17 protein-coding genes are annotated in these 19,599 nt (G+C 67.5%); 7 read left to right on the top strand and 10 right to left on the bottom strand.

What is annotated here, in order from left to right:
- Window positions 1-52 precede the first annotated feature (52 nt).
- Both GTV32_RS20170 and GTV32_RS20165 read left to right on the top strand, forming a co-directional pair.
- The gene (locus GTV32_RS20170) at window positions 53-1,345 is read left to right on the top strand and encodes a cytochrome P450 (protein WP_161061824.1); all 1,293 of its coding nucleotides are present in this window, start codon (window positions 53-55) and stop codon (window positions 1,343-1,345) included.
- Window positions 1,338-1,943 carry a TetR/AcrR family transcriptional regulator gene (locus GTV32_RS20165; RefSeq protein ID WP_161061823.1) on the top strand — a complete coding sequence of 202 codons (606 nt, stop codon included), beginning with the start codon at window positions 1,338-1,340 and terminating at the stop codon, window positions 1,941-1,943. The genes GTV32_RS20170 and GTV32_RS20165 overlap by 8 nt, the downstream gene beginning before the upstream one ends.
- 12 nt (window positions 1,944-1,955) lie before the next feature.
- On the opposite strand, the gene GTV32_RS20160 is transcribed toward GTV32_RS20165, so the two are convergent.
- The gene (locus GTV32_RS20160; protein ID WP_161062660.1) at window positions 1,956-2,309 is read right to left on the bottom strand and encodes a DUF5313 family protein; all 354 of its coding nucleotides are present in this window, start codon (window positions 2,307-2,309) and stop codon (window positions 1,956-1,958) included.
- A gap of 272 nt (window positions 2,310-2,581) precedes the next feature.
- Here GTV32_RS20160 and GTV32_RS20155 point away from each other — a divergent pair, with 272 nt between their 5' ends.
- The 3 genes from GTV32_RS20155 to GTV32_RS20145 are packed head-to-tail and all read left to right on the top strand — an operon-like array spanning window position 2,582 to window position 5,272.
- Window positions 2,582-3,511 (top strand): zinc ABC transporter substrate-binding protein, encoded by a 930-nt coding sequence (locus GTV32_RS20155; protein ID WP_161061822.1) that lies wholly within the window; start codon window positions 2,582-2,584, stop codon window positions 3,509-3,511.
- Window positions 3,512-3,515: 4 nt separating this feature from the next.
- Window positions 3,516-4,400: a metal ABC transporter ATP-binding protein gene (locus GTV32_RS20150; RefSeq protein WP_161061821.1), complete on the top strand. Its 885-nt coding sequence runs from the start codon at window positions 3,516-3,518 to the stop codon at window positions 4,398-4,400.
- Window positions 4,397-5,272, top strand: a complete 876-nt coding sequence (locus tag GTV32_RS20145; RefSeq protein ID WP_161061820.1) for a metal ABC transporter permease — start codon at window positions 4,397-4,399, stop codon at window positions 5,270-5,272. The genes GTV32_RS20150 and GTV32_RS20145 overlap by 4 nt, the downstream gene beginning before the upstream one ends.
- Window positions 5,273-5,312: 40 nt before the next feature.
- Here GTV32_RS20145 and GTV32_RS20140 read toward each other — a convergent pair whose 3' ends face one another.
- Window positions 5,313-5,795, bottom strand: coding sequence for a DUF2599 domain-containing protein (locus tag GTV32_RS20140; protein WP_161061819.1), 483 nt, complete (start codon window positions 5,793-5,795; stop codon window positions 5,313-5,315).
- A 93-nt stretch (window positions 5,796-5,888) separates the two neighbouring features.
- On the opposite strand from GTV32_RS20140, the gene GTV32_RS20135 reads away from it, so the two are divergent.
- On the top strand, window positions 5,889-6,953 hold the full coding sequence (locus tag GTV32_RS20135; protein WP_343287460.1) for a beta-mannosidase: 1,065 nt from the start codon (window positions 5,889-5,891) through the stop codon (window positions 6,951-6,953).
- Window positions 6,954-6,960: 7 nt separating this feature from the next.
- On the opposite strand, the gene GTV32_RS20130 is transcribed toward GTV32_RS20135, so the two are convergent.
- Genes GTV32_RS20130 through GTV32_RS20115 form a run of 4 tightly spaced genes read right to left on the bottom strand, consistent with a single transcriptional unit; the run spans window position 6,961 to window position 13,734 of the window.
- The gene (locus tag GTV32_RS20130; RefSeq protein WP_161061818.1) at window positions 6,961-8,727 is read right to left on the bottom strand and encodes a glycosyltransferase family 39 protein; all 1,767 of its coding nucleotides are present in this window, start codon (window positions 8,725-8,727) and stop codon (window positions 6,961-6,963) included.
- Entirely contained in the window at window positions 8,724-10,241 is a 1,518-nt protein-coding gene (locus tag GTV32_RS20125) for a glycosyltransferase (protein WP_343287400.1), read from the bottom strand. The genes GTV32_RS20130 and GTV32_RS20125 overlap by 4 nt, the downstream gene beginning before the upstream one ends.
- On the bottom strand, window positions 10,238-11,758 hold the full coding sequence (locus tag GTV32_RS20120) for an exosortase/archaeosortase family protein (protein WP_161061816.1): 1,521 nt from the start codon (window positions 11,756-11,758) through the stop codon (window positions 10,238-10,240). Before GTV32_RS20120 ends, GTV32_RS20125 begins: the two co-directional genes overlap by 4 nt.
- Entirely contained in the window at window positions 11,755-13,734 is a 1,980-nt protein-coding gene (locus GTV32_RS20115) for a cellulose biosynthesis cyclic di-GMP-binding regulatory protein BcsB (RefSeq protein WP_237421597.1), read from the bottom strand. Before GTV32_RS20115 ends, GTV32_RS20120 begins: the two co-directional genes overlap by 4 nt.
- Window positions 13,735-13,919: 185 nt before the next feature.
- Between GTV32_RS20115 and GTV32_RS20110 the strand changes: the two genes are divergently transcribed.
- Window positions 13,920-14,720 carry an alpha/beta hydrolase gene (locus tag GTV32_RS20110; protein WP_161061815.1) on the top strand — a complete coding sequence of 267 codons (801 nt, stop codon included), beginning with the start codon at window positions 13,920-13,922 and terminating at the stop codon, window positions 14,718-14,720.
- 10 nt (window positions 14,721-14,730) lie between these two features.
- Here the strand turns inward: GTV32_RS20110 and GTV32_RS20105 are convergent, their stop codons facing one another.
- From GTV32_RS20105 to cysS, 4 genes are all read right to left on the bottom strand, one after another.
- Window positions 14,731-16,281 carry a carboxylesterase/lipase family protein gene (locus tag GTV32_RS20105; RefSeq protein ID WP_161061814.1) on the bottom strand — a complete coding sequence of 517 codons (1,551 nt, stop codon included), beginning with the start codon at window positions 16,279-16,281 and terminating at the stop codon, window positions 14,731-14,733.
- Between the two features lie 155 nt (window positions 16,282-16,436).
- Window positions 16,437-17,201: a 5-oxoprolinase subunit PxpA gene (locus GTV32_RS20100; protein WP_161061813.1), complete on the bottom strand. Its 765-nt coding sequence runs from the start codon at window positions 17,199-17,201 to the stop codon at window positions 16,437-16,439.
- A gap of 28 nt (window positions 17,202-17,229) precedes the next feature.
- Window positions 17,230-18,183 carry a 23S rRNA (guanosine(2251)-2'-O)-methyltransferase RlmB gene (gene rlmB, locus GTV32_RS20095; RefSeq protein WP_161061812.1) on the bottom strand — a complete coding sequence of 318 codons (954 nt, stop codon included), beginning with the start codon at window positions 18,181-18,183 and terminating at the stop codon, window positions 17,230-17,232.
- Between the two features lies 1 nt (window position 18,184).
- A complete protein-coding gene (gene cysS / locus GTV32_RS20090) occupies window positions 18,185-19,579 on the bottom strand; it encodes a cysteine--tRNA ligase (RefSeq protein ID WP_161061811.1) in 1,395 nt (464 codons plus the stop codon).
- Window positions 19,580-19,599: the final 20 nt, after the last annotated feature.

The raw sequence follows: 19,599 nt of genomic DNA, 5'->3' as shown, positions 1-19,599 counted from the left end.
CAATCGCCGAGCGGTGGTTGACACAATCGCGATGGTGTCTCACTCTCGAAACATGACATCCAAAGTGTCTTCCGCTGTCCGGTACGTCCTACGATCGGGACCGTCGTGGGCGGACCCGTACCCGATGTACGCGGCGCTGCGGCAACACTCCCCGGTCCACCGGGTGCCGGCCGACGATGCCGACGGTGCCGAGGGCGGCGACTTCTGGGTCCTGACCCGGCATGCCGACGTCATGGCGGCCGCCAACGACACGTCGACCTTCTCCTCCGCGCAGGGGCTCACCGTCACCTACGGCGAACTCGATGCCATCGGCATGGCCGACCACCCGCCGATGGTGATGCAGGATCCGCCGGTGCACACCGAATTCCGCAAGCTGGTCGCGCGCGGCTTCACTCCGCGACAGGTCGTCGAGGTGGAACCGAAGGTCCGCGAGTTCGTCGCCGAACGCCTCGACCGACTGCCCGCCGACGGCCCAGCCGACATCGTCGGAGAGCTCTTCAAGCCGCTCCCGAGTATGGTGGTGGCCCACTATCTCGGTGTGCCCGAAGAGGATTGGCCCCGGTTCGACGGCTGGACCCAAGCGATCGTCGGCGCCGCCTCGGGTGTCGGCGGGATGGCGGCGGCGGGCGAATCGGCCGGTGCGGCGACGATGGAGATGCTCTCGTACTTCACCGAACTCGTCGACCACCGCAGGCGACACCCCTCCGACGACACGGTCTCGCAGCTCGTCGCCGCAGGCCTCGCCGACGACCCCGACGATCCCGCCGGGCTCCTCTCCATCCTGGCGTTCACCTTCACGATGGTCGCCGGCGGCAACGACACGACGACGGGTCTGCTCGGCGGCAGCGTCGCGCTACTGCATCAGCACCCCGATCAGCGGCGACGGCTCGTCGCGGACCCGGACCTGATCCCGGGTGCCATCGACGAGTTCCTCCGATTGACCTCGCCCGTACAAGGTCTGGCGCGCACCACAACTCGCGATGTCTCGTATCCGGCGCCGGACACCCGGCGCGCGGGGCATCTCCCGCCCGACGCGCACGACGGCGCGGTGACCATTCCTGCCGGCCGCAAGGTGCTGCTCTGCTACGGTTCGGCCAATCGCGACGCGGACGTCTACGGTCCCGATGCCGACGACCTCGACGTGACCCGCCGGCCCCGCAACATCCTCACGTTCAGCCATGGCAATCATCACTGCCTCGGCGCTGCGGCGGCCCGGATGCAGGGGCGGGTCGCCCTCACCGAACTGCTCTCGCGACACCCCGATTTCACCGTCGACGTCGACGGGATCGAGTGGGCGCAGGGCAATTACGTCCGACGACCGACCTTCGTGCCGTTCCATGTCTGATACCCGGGCCACGGCCGACTGGCTGGCACCCGAACGCGCCGAGCTCGCCGCACAACGCATCCTCGACATCGCCGAGCAGATGTTCATCGAGAAAGGTGTGTCCATGGTGACCATGCGTGACATCGCCTCCGCCGCGGGATGCTCACGCGCCACGCTCTATCGATACTATCCGGGAAAGTCGGAAGTGCTTGCCGCGTATGTCGATCGCGCCGCGACCGAGCTGGGCGCAGCGATCGCCGCAGCAGTGCGGCACGAACCCGATGCGGGCGCCCGGCTGGTTGCCGCGGTGACCACGGCCGTCGACGGTGTGCGATCGAATCCAGCCCTATCCGCCTGGTTTGTCTCCGACGCTGCGGCACGGTCGGCGAATCTGGCATTGCTCTCACCCGCCATCGAGGAGATCGCGGTGGAGTTCCTGGGCGACATCGCCCCGGATGTCGACCCCACGCAACGACGTGACCGCGCGCGGTGGGTGGTGCGTGTCATCCTCTCGCTGCTGACGAGTCCGGGCGAGACCGCGGCAGACGAGCGAGTCATGCTGGAGCGCTTCGTCGTCCCGGTGGTGACGACCGCCGGGGCACGCGTACCACGCGGCTGAGTCGCCGAGGGCTCACCGCCCGCGATACTTCCTCCGGTACTCGTCGTAGAGGTCGGCGTTGCGGTCCCGCTCGAGTTTGTTGACCAGGTCGGGATCGAGTCCGTGCTGACTCAATCGGTGACGGCGGTACACCCGGTTGAGCGCGATCGAGAAGAAGATGTACGGGATGATGATCGGGATCGTCATGTTGAGCCGCACCACCAGATCCGCCGGTACGAACAACATCGGCGTGATCAGCAAGAGACACGGGATCGCCCAGCGGACGACCATCCGAATCGTCGCACCTGGTCCGGCCAGATCACGCGTCACCCATTCGTTCATCGACGGCGGGAGCTTCGCCCCGTAGGCGTATCGCACATATTGCATGGCCGTCGGGGTGGTTCGCTCTTCGGTCACGCGGCACCGCCGCGCCGCATCGTGTGGATACGCCGACCCATTTCGCTGCTCCTCATGTCCGGTGCCCCACGACCCGAGGGTAGTCACCGCGCTTCCCGTCAGGGCGATATCGATAGTACACGATTGAATTGATGGCTATCGGTGTCGCGAGCCCGTGTGGCCGGTCCGATTCGCCGCTCGCACGGGGACTCCCCTACACTCCTTTCGGTAACGATTGTCATTTGCGTGAGGCGGAGAACACGATGAGGCGAACACTGGCTGCAACTGTTGCCCTGCTCGGAGCGGGGGCCATGGCCCTGGCCGGGTGCTCGGGTACCGACGACGGCACCGACTCCGGCACGCCGACGGTGGTCACCTCGACCAACGTGTGGAGTTCCGTGGCGTCGGCGGTGGCAGGCGACAAGGCCACCGTGACCTCGCTGTACACCAACTCCGAAGGTGATCCCCACGAGTTCGAGGCCTCCGCCGCCGACACCGCCGAGGTCACCGACGCCGATGTCGTCGTGTTGAACGGCGGCCACTACGACGCCTACATGGAGGACGCCATCAAGGGCTCGGAGGCGACCGCGATCAACGCCTTCGACCTGCTGGCCGGCGAGGGACACGACGCCGGCGACGGTCACGATCACGGTGACATGAACGAGCACGTCTTCTACGACCTGGCCGTCGTCGGGGAGGTCGCGACGGAGGTCGGCGACGCGTTGGCGGACAAGGACCCCGCCAACGCCGAGACATTCCGCACCAACGCGAAGGCCTTCAACGAGAAGATCACCGGTCTGCGTGGGCAGTTGGCCGACATCAAGGCGGCTCACGACGGGACCAAGGTCGCGCAGACCGAACCGCTGGCCGGCTATCTGCTCGACGAGGCCGGACTCATCGACGTGGCGCCCGCCGGTTTCACCCAATCGGTGGAGGAGGGGCAGTCCCCATCGGCCGCAGACCGGGCCGCCATGGAGGATCTGCTCTCGTCTCGCACCGTCCATGCCCTCGTCTACAACACGCAGGCGGTCGATTCGGTCACCGAGAGCGTGCTGGCGTCCGCCCAGAAGTCGGGTGTCCCGGTGGTGAAGTTCACCGAGACCCTGCCCGACGGCGTCACCGACTACATCGCGTGGCAGTCCGGACAGATCCAGGCGTTGAGCGCCGCCCTGGGTGACCATGCCGCACACTGACACCATGGCTGATCCCGACCACAGCGCCACCCCGGCGGCCGCCCGGACGACCGCCGCCGGGCCGGGCGCGGTGGCGACCTTCGAGCACGGACGACTGGCCTTCGGGACGCGGGTTCTCTGGGACGACCTGAATCTGCGCATCGCGCGCGGCGAGTTCATCGCGGTGCTCGGTCCGAACGGTTCCGGCAAGACCTCGTTTCTACGTTGCCTCCTGGGTCAGTACCCGCTCGACTCGGGCCACCTCGACGTCACGGACGCGATCGGATACATCCCGCAGCAGCACGCCGACGACTCCGATCCGATGGCCATGCGTGGCCGCGACCTCGTCGGCTTCGGCGTCGACGGCGGCCGCTGGGGTATCGGGCTCCGTGGTCGAGCGCGCCGTAAGCGGCTCGTGGACGCAGCGCTGGCGGAGGTGGGGGCCACCGCCTACGCCGATGCCCCGATGGGCCTGCTGTCCGGTGGCGAACAACAACGGCTGCGGGTCGCCCAGTCGCTCACCGGCGATCCGGCGTTGCTGCTCTGCGACGAACCGCTGTCGAGCCTGGACCCGACCAACCAGCAGCTCGTCGTCGAACTCATCGACGAACGCCGTCGCAACGCCGACACCGCCATCGTGTTCGTGACTCACGAGATCAACCCGATCCTCCCCTACGTCGATCGGGTGCTCTACCTGGTCGGTGGACACTTCCGCATCGGCACGCCCGACGAGGTGATGACCACCGAAACCCTCTCGAACCTGTACGGAAGTGACGTCGAGGTGTTGCGCGTCAACGGACGGCTGCTGGTGATCGGCGGCGAGGACGCTCACCACTGCGAGCATCGGCCCGAGCCACCGACGGCCGGCGTCCAACCGGGCGACGACGGAGGGCGGTCCGGCCTCACATGACCGTCGCAATCCCGCAGGCGGCCGCGGAGATACAGATCAGCAGACTCTGGGATCTCGGCGAGACGGCCGAACTCCTCGGGCGTGGCTTCGTCCAGCAATCGCTCATCGCGGTCGCGCTGCTGGGTCTGCTCGGCGGCATCCTCGGTCCCCTCATCGTGGCCCGGCAGATGTCCTTCGCCGTCCATGGCATCAGCGAGTTGTCGGTGACCGGGGCTTCGGCCGCCCTTCTGCTCGGCATCAGCATCAACGTCGGTGGTGTGATCGGCGCGGTCGTAGTCGCGGCAGTGTTCGGATTCATGGGAAACCGGGCGCGCGAGCGGGATTCGGTGATCGGTGTGGTGATGGCCTTCGGTCTCGGCCTCGGCGTGCTCTTCCTGTCCCTCTACGGCAGTGCGCGAACCGGATTCGCGATGCTCACCGGACAGGTCGTCAGCGTGGGCACCGGTGGTCTGACTGCGGTCGCGATCACGACCGTCATCGTGGTGATCGGCATGGCGGTGATCTACCGGCCACTGTTGTTCGCGTCGCTCGATCCGCGTGTCGCCCTCGCGCACGGGGTTCCGGTCCGGACCCTGTCGGTGGTCTTCGCCGTGCTGATGGGTCTCGCGTGCGCCCAGGGCGTCCAGATCATCGGCGCCCTGTTGGTGATGTCGTTGCTGATCACACCGGCTGCGGCCGCCGCCCGACTCACCGCGAACCCGACGACGGTGATCGTGTTGTCGGTGGTGTTCGCGGAGATCGCCGCGGTGGGCGGCTTGATCTTGTCGCTGGCGCCGGGCCTACCTGTCTCGGTGTTCGTGACCACGATCTCGTTCGTGATCTATGTGGTCTGCCGCTGGGCCGGCCACCGGCGCACGTTCGCGACGCGCTGACCCCGCGCCCGATCGACGAGTTTCGTGCCCGATCGACGCGTCACTCCTCGGGCGCGCCCGGGTTACAGCGGGTCTCGATCATCACCTGATCGGTGACCACCGGCCGCGACGGCTCGATGTTCCAGCTCGGTTTGTCGGGCTCGACCGCGCGCGCAAAATCCCAGTGGCAGTCGAACTGTGCACGCATGCCCGGGGTGTCGGCATCCGGTTCCATCGCCAGCACCTCGCTCCAGGCGACGTCCGCGCCCCGCTGATCGTCGGTCCGCCGTCCCGACGGTGTCGGGTGGATCTGCAGGCTGGCCCCCACGTCGGTCTGCACCCAGTCGACATGGTCGACATACGGCGGCCGCAGCACCGGCGTCGCGACCGGTGCGGCAGTCGCCGATGTCACCTCCGACGACGAGGGGGTCGGCGACACACTCGAGACCGCGACGTCCCCCGACGATCCGCATCCCGCGACCACGATGACCCCGGCCGCGACACACCCGAGCGCACCGGCCACCCGATTGAGATCGACATCCATAACCCGGACCCTACTGCCGCGGCGGAGTAGTCTCCGTCTGTGCATCGGCTCCGGACGGTTGCCTGGCTGTACGTCCTTCTGGTTGCGACGTCGATCGTCGCAGTCGGATGCTCGACGTCGAGTTCTTCCGACGGCTCCAGCGACCACAACGATTTCAGCGGCCGCGTCACCACCACCCCCACCGGCCTTCAGCTCGACGGACACGACTGGTGGCCGACGGGCTTCAACGCCTACCAACTCGGCACCGATTGGTCGGTCAACCGGGGTTGTGGAGCCGAGGTCGACCTCGACAAGTACTTCGCCGCCCTCCCGCCGCGCGCGTTGACCCGCATCAGTCTGTTCGCGATGTTCGCTGTCGACAAGACGTCGGGACTGGTCGACTACGGTCCGCTCGACGCGGTCTTCGCCGCCGCCGCCCGCCACGGACAGATGATCCTTCCCGTGCTGACCGGCAGCACCGGCGCCTGCGAGGACGGCAGATTCAAGGACCGTTCCTGGTACGCCGACGGTTGGCGAACCAAGAAATCATCGGGCGGCATGACCTTCGCCGAGTGGATGACCACCGCCGTGAACCGATGGAAGGGCCGGCCGACCGTCGCGGGCTGGGAACTGGTGGGCGAACCCGAGGCCAGTATCTGCAGCGACCGCGGCTGCGACTGGCAGGCGCGCGAATGTCCGGGCGGCGGCGCCGCGGTACTGCGGACGTTCTTCGACGAGGCGGGCGAGCAACTGCGTTCCATCGATCCCGCCCGTCCGATCTTCGCCGGGCTCATCGGTGGTGATCAGTGCGGGACCGAAGGCGACGACTATGCCACGGTCGGGGCGTCGGCGCAGGTCGACGTCCTCGACTTCCACGACTACGGCGGGGGACCCACCGATTACGGTCCGGCGGGCAGCGATCTGCCGACCCGGATCGAGCAGGCACGCCGCCTCGGCAAACCGATCGTGGTCAACGAGATCGGTATCAACGCCGGTTCCTGTCTGCCGGTGGCGACCCGCGCGGATCAGTTCCGCGACAAGCTCTCCGAACAGCGGGCGGCGGGGACCGCAGGTGGATTGCTCTGGGCCTTTGTCCCCGACCCGCGGCCCGACGAGTGCACATACGACATCGGCCCCGACGACCCCGCCTGGAAGGTCGTCGCCGAGAAGGTCGGGTGACCCGGGATCAGCCGGTCACGGCCCGTGTCGGTCCACCCGCGGAAGATGTCGCCGCTTCCTCCGCGTCCTCTTTCTCCGACTCATCCACCTTGATCTGTTCCGCTTCGGTCATCTCTGCGGCGGGCGTGACCCGATAGATGCGCCAGTCCGGCAGATCCGCACCCTGGTTGGGCGCTTCGACCATCAACACCCCGATGCCGCCGCCGTTCTCGTAGAGCGTGGGATAACGGATGTTCAGCGCGTCCGAGGCGCCACGGCCGGTCAGCGGCACCGAGAGCATCAGCTGGATGTGGTGCGCCACGGGGTCGTTCACGGCCTCGGCGAAATCTTCGTCCGACGGGATCACGAACTGTTTGGGACGCGCCGACTGCGCGATGACGGCGAAGCCGTACACGGTGTCGCACAGGACGCTGCCGTCCGGGAGATGCAGCGCGTCGAGATACTGGGCCAGGGACCGTTCCGTGGAGAACGACCGGATCGTCCGCTGGGCGTCGAGGTCCTTCTGGTCCACCGAATCGGGATCGGGGAACATCACTTGCTCGAGCGCGAACTCCTGGGGTGCATACTTCGTCGAGGTCATGCCGTACGCGGTCACCGGAACCGCCACCAGCATGGTGACGACCGCGACGAGACCCAGTGCGACATAAGTCTTCTCCTTGCGGCGATCGGCGACCTCCGGCATGTGGGCGGCCGTGCCCAGCCGCCGGAAGGGCTGTGATCTGCTCGCCGGTACCGCTATCAGCGCGACCACCGCCGCCAGCAGGACCACGGTGATGTAGAAGCGCAGGAACCCGAAGGTGGAACCCCGGGCATAGCTGACGATCTGGAAGAACAGCACCGCACCGATCAGCGGCAGTGGCGCCAACAGCGGCGCCAGGCGCCCCCAGCGCCGCCGGACGACGATGACGAGGGCCAGCAACAGCGGGAACAGTGGTGCGAGGATCAATACCTCGACGAGCGAGAACCTCAGAGCGGTGAAGGCATTCGACGATCCGCTGCCGCCCGACAGCTCCAGGATCGCCGTGTTGCCGTACTGGGATGCCACCTGCGCGAAGAAGCTACCGGTGATCAACCAGCTCGTGATCGCCCACACCACAAAGGCCACGGCACTCGGCAGTGCGAAGATGCCCATGTCGAGGAGACTCCGGGACACCCGGTCGTCCTTGGGCGAACGCCGGTAGGATGCGACGGCGACGACGATCCCGCCGGCCAGTGCTGCCGCCGCGCCGTCATAGCGTGTCAGGTAGGCGAAACCGAGAGCCATGCCGGCGGTGACCAACTCGTGGACGTCGTCGGTGTCGTTCCACCGCATACCGCGCCTGACCGCCCACGCGAGGAAGAACAGATACGGCGCCTCGCTCATCCCGTTGGCGCCGTAGAACACGATCATCGGGTTGAGTGCGTAGGCCAGTGTCACGGTGATCGAGATCCACGGCGCCACACCACGATCGCGCGCGATCCCGGACACCTGGATCACCGACCCGGCCATGAACGCCGACGACATGATCGCCGCCGAGATCGCCGAGGTGGTCATCGCCGGGAAGATCGGGGTCAGCGCGGTCAGTGGCAGCTGGGCGAGAGCCGTCAGCGGCGTGAAGATGAAGCCGATCGCGGAGACATGCGGATCGCGGCTGAACAGCACGCTCTGGGCGGACTGCACGCGGGACAGGGAGTCCCCCATGAAGAACCGGACCTCGGTGGCGAGGTGCACCCCGGCGATGAGGTAGAGGATCCACACCACCACGAACAGCGCGATGATCTGCCGGCGGTTCATGCGGTACCCGCGCTCGTCGACGGCTCGGCGGCCTCCTCGTCGTCACCTGCCTCCTCCGAACTGGTCGACAGGCCGTGAAAGGTCTTCTCCCAGTACGACGGATTGAACAGCATCTGCCACATCCCCTTGATCGCGGCGATGCTCATCAAGACCCAGTAGGCCGGCACGATCAGCGCGGACCAGATGAGTTTGCTGCGGCCGTCCTCCCGGATCGAGATGAGGTTCATGTAGATGGCGGCACCGTTACCGAAGATCAGCGACACCAGCGAGAGGTAGTAGATCGGCCCGGGGAAGATGTCCGCGAACACCTTCGGCTGCCCTGCGAACCAGATCACCATGATCAGCCAGAAGACCATGTTCATGCACGCGATCAGCGGGGTGCCGGCGATGAGGAGCGTAAACCGATACCACCCGACCGCCCCCAGGATCCGCCACAGTGCGACCGGACGGCGCATGTGTACCAGCCACGTCTGCATGTAGCCCTTGTACCAACGTGAGCGCTGCCGTACCCAGTTGATCGCGTCCACGTTGGCCTCCTCCAACGTCAGCGAATCGAGCACGGCGGTGCGGTATCCCCGCCCCGCGATCCGTACGCCGAGATCCGCATCCTCGGTCACGTTGAACGGATCCCAGGCGCCGATGTCGTCGACCACGGCGCGGATGAAGTGGTTCGACGTCCCCCCCAACGGAATCGGCGAGCGACTCACCATCAGGCCGGGTAGCAGGTAGCTGAACCAGATCCCGTAGTCGGCGGTGAACCATTCGGTGAGCACGTTGTCGCGCGAGTTGTGGAAGTTCAGCTTGCCCTGAATGCAGACCACCGAGTCGTCCGAACCACGGAATGCGGCGACCACGCGGCGCAGCTGCAGCGGATCGGGCAGGTCCTCGGCATCGTAGATGGTGACGATGTCGCCGGTGGAGAAGTGCAGCCCGTAGTTGCACGCCTTGGGTTTCGTGCGCGGCTGTGCCGGCGGCACCAGGACCACGGTCACCAGATCGTTGTCGCCGACGTCGCGGGCCGCCTCGATCGTCGGCGCGTCGTCTTCCTCCAGCAGCAACAGCACCTGCAATTTGTCGGGTGGGTACTCCAACGACTCCATCGCGGCGATCAGGTCGCCCACCACCTCCGGCTCCCCGTACGCCGGCACGAGCACCGTGTAGGGCGGCAGATCGTCGTCGGCGATCGCCATGGCCTCGTCGTCGGTGATCACGATCGCGCCGTTGACCAACCCGCGCCGGAAGATGAGGACGCGGTCGACCAGCGCGAGGATGTAGACCACGGTGGCGATCGACACCAGGGCGGCGATGGTGGCGATCGGGAAGATCACCAGGAGCGCGACGATGACCACCACCAGCGAGAGCCCGATGATCTTCTGCCCGCGGCTGAACGGCACCGACGCGGTCATCTCCGGGTCCTCGTCGCGGAGCCGTTCCACGGCGTCGTACAGTGCGGCCTCACGGTAGTCCGGGTCGGCCAGCAACTCGTCGACACCACGTGTCTCGCCGTTTCTCACGATTCTCCCCCGATCGCGTCGACCTGCGTGTTGATCAGGTCGGTGGCACACCCGACCAGCAGATCCCGGTCCTTGAGCTGAGGTTGGAGGTCGATGGTGACCGCGTTGCCCCGGAACAGGACGGACAGGAATGTCGACATGTTGCGTGCCACGGTGAGGTCCGGGGACGGGAAGGCGGCGTCGGGTTCGTGGTTGTCGACCGACAGCAGATTGACCCGCTGCGTGCGCCGTCCGTCGGTCCAGGTCCAGTACAGCCGGTTGAAGGTCAGGTAGCTGTCGTCGTCGACGATCGTCTGCAGATAGCCGGTGACGCCGTGGGGCAGCTCGACCGGCATCGGGTCGCTGAACCGGTCACCGACGAGGTCGTAGACGAAGATCGCCGGATAGACCTCGAACCGCAACGGATTCGAAGCCTCGATGGCGTTCACCTGGACCTTGCGCGGGCGGGCGAACTTGTCGAACTGGGTGCTGCCCTGCGATTGGAAGAGATCTTGGACGGTCATGCTGGATTCGGGACCATAGAGACGGGTCACCCAGTCGTAGCGAGTCACGCTGCCCTGCACCCAGCCCGACGGCACAGCCATCGGAGGGCGTGTGTTCAGCCCGTCGACACGCGCGCTGGGTATGTCGCCATAGGACGGGATGGGGATGAAGAACATCGCGACCGCGAACAGGACCAGCGCGATCCCGGGACGCCCTACCTTGCGCACCGACACCGGGTACATGGATCGGCCGAGGGGACTCCAGGATTCGTGGGGCTGACGTCGATAGTCGACGTAGAGCCAGGCGCTCGCCACGAGGGCGGCGCCCACCGCAGGCACGGTCTGGTAGACGATCCGCGCCGCGTCCGGGAACAGCACCCGCACCCCGATCAGGGCGGCCACGCCGACCGCCGCCGCGATGGCCGCACCGGCGAACCCCCGCCGGCGCGTCCGTCCGGTCGCCACGCCGGTCGCCATCGCACCGAACAGGACCATCACCACACCGGCGGCGAGCGAGTCACCGCCCAGCGGCAGCACGATCATCCGGTACGGCACCGGAAAGATCATCAACAGCAGCAACCACGCCCATCCGTACCGCCCGACGGGCCGCAACCCGAACACCATGCAGGCACCGCCCAGCAGGAACACCCAGAGGGCGAGCAGGTCGACGTGCGAGGTGAGGTACGCATCGGGATACCGGAGGTTCATCACCTTCACCGAGATGGCCACCAGCAGCAGGACCACCCCGACGATCGCATCGGTCTGACGGTCGTAGATCGGCAATTCCGTTGCGCGGCGCCAGGATATGCCGACTGCGGCGATTCCGACGAGGATCACGGCGGCCGGCAGGTAGGTGATGATCGTGCCGGCGCGCATCTCGTCGACCACCGCTCCGAGGGTCTGCCAGAACGCGATGGCCGTGGACGCCAGGAGGAGGCCCCACCGCACCGCCACCACGACCCCGGGGTTCTGTGCGAGACGCTCACGTAGTCCCGGACCGCGGACCGCAGCTGCCGGCGCGGTGCCGGTGGTCATGACGTCGGCGTGGTCGGACCGCGGTGACGTCGCCTGCGCAGCAGGATCGTGCCCAGCACCACCAGCCCGGCGAGCAGCACGGCCGCCACCAGAACACCCGCGATCGCGAACCCTGCTTCCGCGGCATCCGAATCGGATTGCTGCTGACCAGCATTCATCTCGTCGGAGGCCACCGACACCGGGTCGTGACCGGCCACCTGGAGGATCGCGTCCCCGCCGGCCGACGACCAGCGATCTCCGGTCGAGAGCCAGCTCAGCAGGCCGTCGAGATCCCGCGCATCGTTCGTCGACGTCGCGACCAGGAGGCTACGGTCACCCGCGCGGGTGACCTCGAGCGCTCCGAAGTTGACACCCGGATTGAGGGTCACCGACGACGTCTGCTCCGAATCACCCGAACCGGAAACAACTTTCAGCGTGCGGCCGTCCGATTGCAGAGGCAGGTTCAGATCGGGCAGCCCACCGCCGTCCGACGAGATCAGGATCGCCGGCTGATCGGAGGAACCCGCGTCGTCCATCGACACCACGTCGAGCCCGAGCGGTACGGCCGACAGTTTCTGAAGACCCGACGCGATCGACACCGCCCGGGACACGTCGGCGGGATCTCCCTTGGTCCATGCGAGTTGGGTCCGCGGCATCAGCGCCTGCGGCAGGGAGCCGAAACCGCCCGGCTGTGGCGGATCGGCCTCCTCGGTCTGGACCTCACCCGCCGAACTCAGGCTCAACGTGCTGCGATACCCGGTGCCACAGCTCTCACCGAGGTTCCCTCGCTCGAGGGTCACCGTCAGCTCGGTGTACCGGCTCAGCAGTTCGTCGGGGACGTCGACCCAGGTGTCGTAGGTACCGCTCTCGTCGGTGGGGATCGTCGAGATCACCCGGTCCCCGATCCGCACCGAGAGCAGACCGTCGGCGTCGGCCGGGCCGGGGCTGTAGGAGCCGGTGAGCTGGACCCGGATCCCCTTGGACGGCCTGCCCAAGCGGGTCTGGTCGATACCCACCGTGAGACTCGGCCAGGCCGCCGAGGTCACGCTCTGGTCCGAGACGCCGAGGTCGGAAAGGTTCGTCACATCCGGCGCGATCTGCGGCGCGGCCCGGAGAGATCCGGCCACCGCCGAGGAACTCAGCGCGATCGGAGCGAGGCTGGACGTCAGGAACTGCGTCTGCGTCACCAGTTCGTCGGACGAACCGCCGATCTCGAGGTAGGCGCTACCTCGGTTGTCGTGGAGACTCAAACCGGGCGAGGCATCCGTGTTGATCACGATCTGTCGTTCGAGAGGACCCGGCACCGTCGGCGGTGTCGCGCCGCGCGGCAGCGCCACGGTCTCGATCGGCACCTGCGCGGACCCGTAGTTGGACACCACCGCGGTCGCCAGGTTGACCGCGGCCTCGCCCTCCGCCGATTTCACGTCCTGGGGGATGTAGATGGTGAGCCCACGCAGCACCGGCGGGAGAAACTCCGCGACGTCCGTCGGGATCGCCTCACGCCCGGTGTAGGCGACCGAGGTGTTGGTGATGCGCAGCGCGTGATCGGCGTCGAACTGGCAGAACCCCTCTGCGCGCAGATATCCGCGCAGGACGATGTCCGCGGCGTTCTTCTCGACGCGCACCCCACGTAGCGGAAGTTCGATGGGCGCGTTCGGTGCGGTGCTGACGGGGGTCCGGGAGATCAGCCGGTCGCCCTGCAGGACGTCGATGCTGCCACCGGTGACGAACGCGGGGATCTGCACGTTGCCGCGCAGCACCGACGGGGTGAGGTCCTTCGGGACGGGCAGGGTGAGACTGGTCTCGCCCTGCTGACCGGGTAGGGAGATCGTCGACGACGCCCCCAGCTGACCGAGACCCATCGGAGGCGGCGGATCGCCCGGAGCGGCCAGGGCAGGACCTGTTCCTGCACACAATGCCACCATCAAGCCCGAGACGACCAGGAAGACGGCCGGGCGCAGCCCGACACGACGACCAGACCTCTGACGAACGTCCATCGGACCCCTTCATTCGCGACCGCCCCGCGGTCGTCCGCACACCTGCCGGACGACGCATTGTTACTGAAGTGAACCTAATCGACCGACCGCGGATGTGTCAGAGATAATCCCGTTCTCGCACGTCGTTGCCCTTTCGAGTCGCAACCGTTTCCCGATGGGCGGGCAGTTCTGGAACGATGGGCGAAGTGTCGAGCGTGACCGCGGGTGTACAGGTCGACGGCGGCGTCTACGTCGATGTCGGCGGACGAGCGCTGTGGCACTTCCACGGCGGTGATCCCTCCGGCCAGGCCATCGTGCTGCTGCACGGTGCGTTCGGCTCGGCGGCCACGTGGGGCGCGCAGATCGCCGACTTCACCGGCGTCGGACTGAACGTCTACGCACCCGAGCGCAGCGGGCACGGTCACTCACCCGATCACGACGGCCCGTTCAGCTACGCCGACATGGCCGCGGAGACCATCGGCTACCTCGAGACCGTGGTGCGCACGCCCGCCCATCTGGTGGGCTGGAGCGACGGTGCGGTGGTTGCCCTGCTCGTCGCCCGTGAACGACCCGACCTGGTCAACCGGATGGTGCTGGTGGCCAATTACGTCAACACCGACGGCCAGGAGGCCGCGGAGTTCTTCAGCCTGATCCAGCAACGGAATCCGTCCACGGTGGAATTCCTGCGCAGTGGATATGTCGCCGTATCACCTGACGGCCCCGAGCATTTCGACGACGTGTACGACAAGACGGTCGCCATGCTCAGCCGCGAGCCCGAATACGAGCTCGACGACTTCGCCGATATCGTGGCGCCGACCCTGGTGGTCGCGGCCGACCGGGGCGTCGTCCGTCTCGAGCACGTCCTCGCACTCTCCCGAGTGCTTCCCCGCGGTCGCTTCGCCGTGCTACCGGGCACCCACATCCTGCCGGTGGAGTCGCCGGAGCTCTTCAACCCGCTGGTGGTCTCGTTCCTCGCGGCGGATCCGGCGAGTCACTGGGCGCCCTGACCCGCGCGGGTCAGGCCGAGGCGTGGACCTTCTGCCACGCGGCGCGGCGGGCGCCCTCCGGATCTGTCTGCACCCGATCGGGATCGTCGATGACCAGCACCTTGCGGCTGCCCGTCTCGTAGGCCGGCCATCCCACCCCGGGTACCCCGGCGGTGGCGAATGCACCCCACCGGTCCTGCACATCGGCGATCACCCGACCGGTGGAACGCCAATCCCCGACCGCGAGACCGGCACCCAGCGCTGTGCGATAGGCGCCGAACACCGCGAACAGTTCGGTGGCGTGGGTCGCCCCGACGCCGGTCGCCGCCAGGATGCGGGTGTGGAAGTCGTATCGGTAGACGTAGGTCGGCGCCACCCGGCTGTGTCCCTCGGCGAAAGACACCATCGGCGCCCAGAAGACCGCGTCGGCCGCGAGCTGGATGTCGTCGCGCTCACCGCCGTTGTACAACGCCCTGATCTCCCGACGATCCTGTTCGTCATTGACCCGGACCAGCGCCTTCTCGGCGTCCGGCAACACATTCCAGAACTTGGTGAACAGCTGTCCCTCGTCGTGGTTGCTGCCGATGATCAGCGGCAGCGGAAGCGTCGTGCCGGCCGCGGCCGCGTCCAGCGGCGACGCGGGCAGATAATCTCCATCGACGACCGGGCCGTACGGGATCGGGTCGTCGACGCCGGCCGCGGAGGCGAACTTCATCAGACGGTCGCCGGCACGCATGATCTCGTTCGCCGACGACCGCGCGAGCAGCGTCTGCGCATCGGCAGCCGATATCGGCTCGGCGTCGGTGTCGACCCGGGTGGACCGGCGCTGCGGGTCGCGCAGCAGGCGCAGGAACTCTTCGGCGTAGATGCGTGCCGAGTCCTTGCCGATGACGAGTTCGGTGGCCGGGCTCTCGGCGATCGCGCGGTGGAACAGGCCACTCGCCGCGGGCGTGCTCAGCAGGCTCACCACCGAGGTACCACCGGCACTCTCACCGAACACCGTCACGTTGTCGGGGTCGCCGCCGAACGCGGCGATGTTGCGCCGCACCCACGAGAGCGCGGCCACGTGGTCCTTGAGGCCGAGATTTGAGTCGAACGGCCGGTCCTCGGTGGCGTACGCGCCGAAGTCGAGGAACCCGAACGGCCCGAATCGGTACTGCACGGTCACCACCACCACGTCCTGCGCGCGGGCCAGCAGGGACCCGTCGTAGAGCGGGGTGGCCGCGGTGCCGAGGATGTACGCACCGCCGTGGATGAAGAACATCACCGGTCGTGGGGTCGACGACGGCCGTTCGGGAGCGAAGACGTTGAGGGTGAGGCAGTCCTCGCCCGTCGGTTGATACCTGCCGGGTGCCACCGCGGTGAACTGCTTCTCCTGGATCGCCGCCTTGGCGAACCGGGTGCAGTCACGGACGCCGGGCCACGGATTGACCGGCTGCGGATCGCGAAAGCGCAGGCCGGCCACGGGCGGCGCGGCGAACGGGATGCCCTTCCAGCTGATGGTGCCCCGCCGGGTGCGCTTACCCCGCGCCCCCTCGACGATGCCATCGGCGGTGGTAACCCTGCTATCGATCGATGTCATGTACCCCAACATAGACGACACACGTCGCCCGTCGACCGAACCCGGCTTTGTCCGCCGACAGCAACCCGTTCATCGCCGACAGCAACCACCTTCTTGCCGACAGCAACCACCTTTTCGCCGACGGCAACTTCGGTCGGCACTCGCGGCCCCAGACCTCACAGGGCCGAGACCGAGACACCCGCCTCCCGGAGTGCGTCACGGACGGCACGCGCGTGACCGACTGCACCGGGGGTGTCACCGTGCAGACAGACGGACTCGGCATCGACGACGATGACCGAACCGTCGACGGCGGTGACGGTGCCGTCGGCGACCAGACCGACCACACGTCGAGCGATCTCGTCGCTGTCGGTCAGCACCGCGCCCTGCTCGGTGCGCGGCACCAACGTCCCGTCCGGCCGGTAGGCACGATCGGCAAAGGCCTCTGCGATGATCGGGATCCCGGCCTCCTCGGCGCGACGCAACACCACCGATCCCGGCAATCCCATCAACGGCAGCGACCGTCCGAGTTCGACGATCGCCGCGACCACCGCGCCGGCTTGGACATCGTGACTGACGATCGAATTATAGAGTGCGCCATGCGGTTTCACGTATGACACCTCGGCGCCGACCGCGCGTGCGACACCTTCGAGGGCACCGATCTGATAAATGATGTCGGCCGTCAGCTCGTCGGGGGCGACGTCCATGAACCGCCTGCCGAAACCCGAGCGGTCCGGATACGACACCTGCGCCCCGATCCGTACTCCCGCGTCGACCGCCGCTCGACAGGTCGCCATCAGCTCTGCCGGCGTTCCGGCGTGGAATCCGCAGGCGACATTCGCACTGGTGACCACACCGAGCATGGCCGCGTCGTCGCCGACACCCTCGCCGAGATCGGCGTTCAGGTCGATGACCAGATCGGCTGATCGGCTACGTCCACCCATGCCGCGAAGTCTAGCGGCCGGGGCGGGGCTACTGTCGTCGCTGGCGAGCGAATTCGGCCAGTACGACGCCGGCGGCCACCGAGGCGTTGAGGCTCTCGACGTCACCGGCCATCGGGATCGACAGGATCGAGTCACAGGTCTCGCGCACCAGCCGCGACAGACCTTTGCCCTCGGAACCGACCACGATCACGGTGGGCCCGGTGCCGTCGTAGTCGTCGAGGGACACATCCCCTTCGGTGTCGAGGCCGACGAGCTGAGTCCCGTCCGCTGCCCAATCCTTCAGCGTGCGAGTCAGGTTCGGCGCCTGCGCCACCGGCAGCCGAGCGGCCGCACCGGCACTGGTCCGCCACGCGACCGCCGTGACACTCGCGCTGCGGCGCTGCGGGATGAGCACGCCGTGGCCGCCGAACGCCGCGACCGAACGGATGACCGCACCGAGGTTGCGCGGATCGGTGATGTTGTCGAGGGCCACCAGCAGCGGAGGAGTACCGCTGTCGACGGCGGCGCGCATCAGGTCGTCGGGGTGGGCGTACTGATACTCCGGGACCTGCAGGGCGATGCCCTGGTGCATACCGTTCGACGACAGGCGATCGAGTTCGTTCTTCCCGACCTCGAGGATCGCGATGCCGAAATCGCCTGCCATCTTCACACTCTCGGCAACACGCTCGTCGGGTTCGGAATTGGTGGCGAGGTACAGCGCGGTCGCGGGCACACCGGCGCGCAAACACTCCGCCACCGGGTTGCGTCCGAGAACGTACTCGGGGCCGTCGTCCTTGCGGGTGCGTGCGCCGCCCCGGCCGCCGGTGGTCTTGGCCGCCGCCTTGGCGCGCTTGTGGGCAGGATGGTACGGCCGGTCCACCGCCTTGGGGGTGGCGCCGCGTGCCTCGAGGCCGCGACGTCGCTGCCCACCCGAACCGACGGTCTGCCCCTTCTTGCTGCCGGTCTTGCGCACCGCGCCTTTACGTTTGGAGTTCCCTGCCATGTCAGGACGTTCCCTTCAGCGACCACTGCGCACCGTCCGGTGTGTCGGTGACCTCGATACCGGCCTCGGCGAGTCGATCGCGGACCGAATCCGCGGTCGCCCAGTCTTTTTCCGCGCGCGCCTGCGTTCTGCGTTCCAGCTCGGCGCGCACCAGGACGTCGAGCGCGGCGGTGGCCGCACTCTCATCCGCGGTGTCGTCGGACCAGTGCTCGTCGAGCGGGTCCACACCGAGGATGCCCATCATCGCCCGCACCGACGCCGCCGCCGCGAGCGCTCCCGCTCCGTCGCCCGATTCGAGTGCGGTGTTCCCCTGCCGTACGACGTTGTGCACCACAGCCAGACCGGCGGGTACGCCGAGATCGTCGTCCAGCGCGGCGGCGAAGTCGGCCGGGATCTCGCCGACCGCGACCTCACCGACACGCGACGACACCCGCGTGACGAAGGATTCGACCCGACGGTATCCGGCGGCCGCTTCGGTCAGCGCCCCCTCGGAGTACTCGAGCATCGAGCGATAGTGGGCACTGCCCAGGTAGTAGCGCAGTTCCACCGCACGGACCCGCGACAGCATGGCCGGGATCGACACCACGTTGCCCAGCGACTTGCTCATCTTCTCGCCGCCCATGGTCACCCACCCGTTGTGTAACCAGTAGCGGGCGAACGGGTCGCCCGCGCCATGCGCCTGCGCGATCTCGTTCTCGTGATGCGGGAAGATCAGATCCATACCGCCGCAGTGGATGTCGAACTCCGGACCGAGCAGCGAGGTGGCCATCGCCGAACATTCGAGATGCCAGCCGGGACGGCCGGGACCCCACGGTGTGGGCCACGAGGGCTCACCCGGCTTCGCGGCCTTCCACAGCGTGAAGTCACGTGCGTCGCGCTTGCCGGTTCCCGCGCTCTCACCCTGATGGACGTCGTCGAGACGGTGCCCGGAGAGCGCCCCGTAATCGGGCAGGCTCAGCACGTCGAAGTAGACGTTGCCATCCGATTCATAGGCGTGGCCGCGGTCGATGAGTCGCTGCATGTACTCGACCATCTGGGTGACGAAACCCGTGGCGCGCGGTTCGCCCGACGGTGCCAGCACCCCGAGTGCGTCGTAGGCCGAGTCGAAGGCACGCTCGTGGGTTGCCGCCCACTCCCACCAGGGCCGGCCGGCCTCCTCGGCCTTGCGGAGGATCTTGTCCTCGATGTCGGTGACGTTGCGGACGAACAGGACGTCGAGGCCCTGGTGTTCGAGCCAGCGCCGCAGCACGTCGAAAGCGATTCCGCTGCGCACATGGCCGATGTGGGGCACACCCTGGACGGTGGCACCACACAGGTACACCGATGCGTGTCCGGGGTGCAGCGGAACGAAGTCGCGCACCTCTCGGGAAGCGGTGTCATAAAGGCGCAGGGTCACGACGTGCCATCTTACCCGGT

This window comes from Gordonia sp. SID5947 (assembly GCF_009862785.1).
Lineage (GTDB): Bacteria > Actinomycetota > Actinomycetes > Mycobacteriales > Mycobacteriaceae > Gordonia.
The sequence above is the reverse complement of the archived record's forward strand: the minus strand, read 5'-3'. Positions and strand labels throughout refer to the sequence as shown.